Annotated in this window: 7 protein-coding genes; 1 reads left to right on the top strand and 6 read right to left on the bottom strand. The window is 70.4% G+C overall.

Annotated elements, in window-relative coordinates:
- The coding region (locus AB0M20_RS26585; RefSeq protein ID WP_364302671.1) for a DUF389 domain-containing protein at positions 1–924 on the bottom strand (924 nt) is incomplete at its 3' end.
- An 87-nt stretch (positions 925–1,011) separates the two neighbouring features.
- On the opposite strand from AB0M20_RS26585, the gene AB0M20_RS26590 reads away from it, so the two are divergent.
- Complete coding sequence (locus AB0M20_RS26590; RefSeq protein WP_364302673.1) at positions 1,012–1,215, top strand: DUF6855 family protein; 204 nt, start codon at positions 1,012–1,014, stop codon at positions 1,213–1,215.
- Between the two features lie 49 nt (positions 1,216–1,264).
- On the opposite strand, the gene AB0M20_RS26595 is transcribed toward AB0M20_RS26590, so the two are convergent.
- The 5 genes from AB0M20_RS26595 to AB0M20_RS26615 form a co-directional block, all read right to left on the bottom strand.
- Positions 1,265–2,551: an MFS transporter gene (locus AB0M20_RS26595; RefSeq protein WP_364302675.1), complete on the bottom strand. Its 1,287-nt coding sequence runs from the start codon at positions 2,549–2,551 to the stop codon at positions 1,265–1,267.
- Positions 2,552–2,590: 39 nt separating this feature from the next.
- On the bottom strand, positions 2,591–2,845 hold the full coding sequence (locus AB0M20_RS26600) for a zf-HC2 domain-containing protein (protein WP_364302677.1): 255 nt from the start codon (positions 2,843–2,845) through the stop codon (positions 2,591–2,593).
- Positions 2,842–3,504, bottom strand: coding sequence for a sigma-70 family RNA polymerase sigma factor (locus AB0M20_RS26605; protein WP_364302679.1), 663 nt, complete (start codon positions 3,502–3,504; stop codon positions 2,842–2,844). The genes AB0M20_RS26600 and AB0M20_RS26605 overlap by 4 nt, the downstream gene beginning before the upstream one ends.
- A gap of 76 nt (positions 3,505–3,580) precedes the next feature.
- Complete coding sequence (locus AB0M20_RS26610; RefSeq protein WP_364302681.1) at positions 3,581–4,261, bottom strand: response regulator transcription factor; 681 nt, start codon at positions 4,259–4,261, stop codon at positions 3,581–3,583.
- Positions 4,258–5,070, bottom strand: an 813-nt coding sequence (locus tag AB0M20_RS26615) for a histidine kinase (protein ID WP_364302683.1), incomplete at its 5' end; no start/stop codon positions are given. The genes AB0M20_RS26615 and AB0M20_RS26610, both read right to left, overlap by 4 nt.

A 5,070-nucleotide genomic window follows, 5' to 3' on the forward strand; every position in this document is an offset into this window, starting at 1 on the left:
CGTCCGCCGCCACCGCCTCCAGAACGTCCGCTGGACCAGGAGGGTGAGGACCCCGGCGACCACGATCGCGGCCAGGTTGATGAGCAACTGCAAGGCCGAGCCGGCCGCTTCCCAACGGACGCCGTAAGCCAGCGCCACCGCGGCGTTCGCCGCCGCCGGCACGGTCGTCACCGAGATCAACACCCCGACCAGCGTGCCTGCCTTGGCCGAGGTGAGCGACAGGATGCCGGCGACACCGCCGAGGAATCCGATGACCCAGGACAGCGCGTCGGGACGGTAGATGAAGTCGGTCATCGGGCGCTCGTCCAGCAGCATGCCCTTGTCGACCAGGTCGGCCGCGGTCAGCAACCACACCGCCCCCACGGTGATGACCATGCCGACCGGGAAGCCGATCCCCAATGCCACCAACGAACGCCGCACCAGGTACGCCTTGCGCAGCACGATGCCCACGCACAGGGCGGCGAGCGGCCCGAACTCCGGGCCGACGACCATCGAACCGACGATGAGAATCGGCTGGTCGAGCAACACGCCGACGGCGGCGATGATCATGGCGACGGTCATGAACGCCAGGAACGACGCCGACAGCGCGGTCTCCTCCCCGGTCTGGTGTTCGATCTCGTGCCACACCACCGCATCAACGCCCAGGCCGGGCACTCGCCGTTCGGCACGGTCGGCTGAGGCAGAGAAGGTGGCGTCGACGCGTTCGACGACGATCGCGCCGTCGCGGTCCAGTCCGAGGCTGCTGAGCTGGTCCAGGACCGAGCTGGCGCCCTCCCGCACGACGTCGAACTCGATCACGTCGCCGCGCGGCGAACGGGCGGCGCCGGGCAGCACGACCAGGTGCGTGACCCCGTTGTCCCCGGCCAGTGCATCCAGGGCCCGCCCGGTGACCTGCTCCGGTGCGATCACCCGTACATGCAGCATGCGCGCCCCCAGAACATCGCGCCTCGCCGCGGGCGCTACGGCCGGAAACGGTAGCCCATCCCCCGGCTCGGTGAGCAGGTGGCGGGGGTGAGTCAGGTGCCGGCACGCAGGTTGATGCTCAGCGCCCGGACGATCTGCGGTTCATCGTCGACCACGAGAATGCGGACCACCGGCCAGCTTTCAGAAGGGCTTGCGAGGCCGATTCGCAGTTATGTGCCGCCGGTGCTCGAGGCGCTCGGCCTGGCGGAGGTCGAACACGGCTCCCGCAACAATCGGATGCGCGCGATCTGAACATCGGTGAGATCGTCAAAGAGCGACGACGCCCGAGGCGACCGAGCCGTCATCTCGATGCCGCGCTGACCACCGGCGCCGGCGCGGCGGTCGCCGACTCAGTAACGCTCGCCTCCGCCTCCGCCTCCACCGGTCGCTGGTCGTCACGCCTCGGCAAGGTCAGCAGAACCACGCCGACCGCGGCGATGACGACCGTGATCATCCAGCCGGCCGCGTACACCCCGGCGGCGCGGGTCACCAGACCGAACACCAACGCGAACGGCAGGAAGGACAACCAGGTCAGCGCGCTGACACCGGAGGCGACCCCGCTCCGGACGGACGACGGCACGGCGTCGTGCAGCATGCGGGTCACATGGATCCCGAGCATGACAAGCAGCATCACGAGCACCACCATCGCGGCGGTGACCGCCGGCAGATCGCGGGAGGTGTTCACGACGATGCTCGCACCGGCGGCGACAGCCGCCACGCCGGCCAGGGTGACCGTCCGGTCGAGCGGAAGCCGTCCGGCCAGCAGACCACCAAGGCCGAAGGTCGCCATCAGCGCCGCCCAGAACGGGCCGTACAGGACCGGTGACGACTTGAGTTCAACCAGCCACAGCGGCCCGAACTCGAAGATCGTCTGGCTGGCGAGGGCGCCGAGCACCGCCAGCAGGACCACAGGCACCAGACGTCCACGCATCGTCGGGCCGAGCACCGCGCGGTAGGTGACGGCGAGGTGGGCTCGCAGCGAGACCCGCTCGGCGGCACGGTGCAGCCGCGGCTCACGGAACCGCGTCAGGGCCACGGCGGACGCCAGGACGAACGGCAGGGTCAGGAAGTATGTCGCGCGGGTGCCGACCAGTTCCGCGAGTACGCCCCCGGCGAGCGCACTGCCGACCAGAGCGACGCTCTCGACCAGCCGCGCCCGCCCGAGCAGCTGCTCGAACGCGGCACTGTCGCCGGTCTCCTCGAGCACTGTGTCGTAGATGATGGCGTCCATCGTGCCCGTGTACATCGCGAAGTAGACGCCGAGCAGGAGGGCACCGCCAATGTAGGTCAGCGGGTTGGTGCTCAGGCCGCCGACGAGCTCACTCGCGGCGAGCGCGAGAACAGCAATCATCAGTACGCCACGACGGCTCCACCGGTCGGCCAGGATCCCGGAGGGCACCTCGGCGATCGGGACCAGGGCTGCGTACGCCGCTGCCATGACGCCGATGCCGGCCGCATCGAACCCGATCTCGGTCATGAAGAGCTTTTCGATCGGCGTCCACAGGAAGACGCCCTGCAGAGCGGCCGCCGTGTACAGCGGGAGCAGCCGGCGCGAGAGCCGTGCGCGGTGCGAGTCTTGAACGATCATGTCCGTTCAGTGTCGGCGACACCCCCGGACGTTACGCGGTTACCGCGAACTTTCCCGGAAAGCGGCCAGTAGCGCGTCGCGGGTCTCCGGACGGAGCGCGGGCGGCTCGGCGGGCGGCGGATCCCCGAGCGCTTCGACGGCGCGCCGGACCTGTTCCACGTACGCCTGACAGCCGTCGCACAACGACAGGTGCGCGACCACCCGGTGCTCGGTCTCGGCGTCCAGCGCGCCCTCGACCAGCTCGGTGACGAGTTCGACCACTTCGTCGCACCGCATGTCGTGGGGGTCGTTCACGTCATCACCTCTGCTTCCGCCCCGGCGAAGTAGCGCTCCAGCTCCGCGCGGACGGCAGCCCGCGCCCGATGCAGCAGCACCCGCTGATTGGCCGGCGAGATCTCGAGTACCACGCACACCTGGTCGGAGCTGTAGCCCTCGACGTCGCGCAACGTGATCACCACACGATGCCTCTCCGGCAGGCCGGCCAGTGCGGTGGCAGCCTGCTCCCGGATCTCGCGGTCGAGCGCCGCCTGGTCTGGCCGCGGCCAGGCCGCCGGGAACTCCCGCCAGGGCCCGGCCCACTCGTGGCCCGCCTCGAGGAAACGGCTGGGATCAACGGTCGGCCCGGCGTCATCGCCCGCCGGCAGCCCGCTCCAGGGCACCGTCCGGCTTTCCTGCGCGCCACGGCGCTTCGCGGTGTTCACCAGGATTCGGAACACCCAGGTCTTGAGAGACGACCGGCCAGCGAAACCGTCGAGCCCCTGGATGACCGCCAGCCACGTCTCCTGCACGACCTCCTCGGCGGAGGCGGCGGTGGAGACGAAACCACGCGCCACCCGGAGCATGCCGGTCGACCAGGCGTCCAGAACCGCGGCGAAGGCGGCATCGTCGCGCCGACGCAGCCGCTCGACCAGATCAGGGTCGGGCGGCAGGCTCGGCGCGGACTCCGGCTCCACACCGATCACCGTACGCCGCCGATTACCGGCCAAGGCCGGCGGTCATGCGGCTTGGACAATGCTCGGCCCGTTGAACCTAGTGAGCAGATGTGTGGTCACGCCGGTCCGGATCGGCCAGTCCGCACTCGTATCCCAGGATCACCGCCTGCACCCGGTCACGCAGGTCGAGTTTGGCGAGGATCCGGCTGATGTGCGTCTTGACCGTGCTCTCGGAGAGCACCAGGGCCGCCGCGATCTCGGGGTTGGAAAGGCCCCGGGTGACCAGAGTCAGCACCTCACGCTCCCGCCCGGTCAGCGTGGTGAGCCGCTCGCTGGTGGCCGACCGGGCCGGGGCGCTACCCAGGTAATGCGCGATCAGGCGGCGGGTCACGCTGGGCGCCGCCACCGATTCACCGGCGGCGACGACCCGCACCGCCGATATCAGGTCGGCGGCGAGCGCGTCCTTGAGCAGAAAGCCGCTCGCCCCGGCACGCAGACCGGCGAGCACGTATTCGTCCAGGTCGAAGGTGGTCAGGATGATCACCTTCGCGGGGTGCGTGCCGGAGCGGATACGACGGGTGGCCTCGACCCCGTCCACGCCGGGCATCCGCACATCCATCAGCACCACGTCGGGGCGGGCTCGCGTCACCACGTCCATCGCCTGCACCCCGTCGGCGGCCTCCCCCACCACCTCGATGTCACCGGTCTCGTCGAGCACCAGCCGGAACCCGGTCCGCACCAGTGCCTGATCGTCGACCAGGACCACCCGAATGCTCATCGGTGCACCACGGCCGTGCTGGGAAACGTCAGCGGCAGAGTCGCGCAGAGCCGGAAGCCGGCGCTGCCCCGTCCGCCGATGTCCAGGGTGCCGCCGAGCATGGCTACCCGTTCCGCGATGCCGCGCAGCCCGTTCCCCCGCCCGTCCGCGCCCTCGGCCAACCCGGTGCCGTCGTCGGCCACCTCCACCCGTAGGCAGTCCGGATCGAATTCCAGCAGCACGTGTGCGGCGGCGCCGGGGCCCGCGTGTTTGAGGGTGTTGGTCAAGGCTTCCTGCACGATCCGGTATCCGGACAGGTCAACCGCCGCCGGCATCACCTCGGGGACCCCCTCGATGTGCAGGTTGATCGGCATCCCTGCCGCCCGCAACTGGTCCACCAGCGCGGGCACCGCGCTGATCCCCGGCAGCGGGGTGAGCTGCGCGTCGCCGGCCACGTCGGTGCGGCCGGCGTTGAGCAGCCGGCGCATCTCGGCCAATGACGAGCGTCCGGTCTCGATGACGTGTTGCAAGGCGGTGGCGGTGCGGTCGGGATGCCGTTCGAGGGCGGCGGCGGCCCCCTGCGCCTGCACCACGATCACCGACATCCCGTGGGCCACCACGTCGTGCAACTCCCGGGTGATCCGGGCCCGTTCGGCGGCGACCGCGAGCGCTGCCCGCTGCCGCTCCTCCCGGGCCAGGTCGGCGGTGCGCTGCTCGACGGCTGCCAGGTGTGCGCGGCGGCTGCGTATCCCGTCGCCGACCGCGTAGGCCGCGAACAGCAGCAGCCACAACTCCAGGGCCGACTGGCCCGTGTTGACCAGATTCTCGAC

Origin of the sequence: Actinoplanes sp. NPDC051633 (assembly GCF_040681735.1) — a bacterium.
Lineage (GTDB): Bacteria > Actinomycetota > Actinomycetes > Mycobacteriales > Micromonosporaceae > Actinoplanes.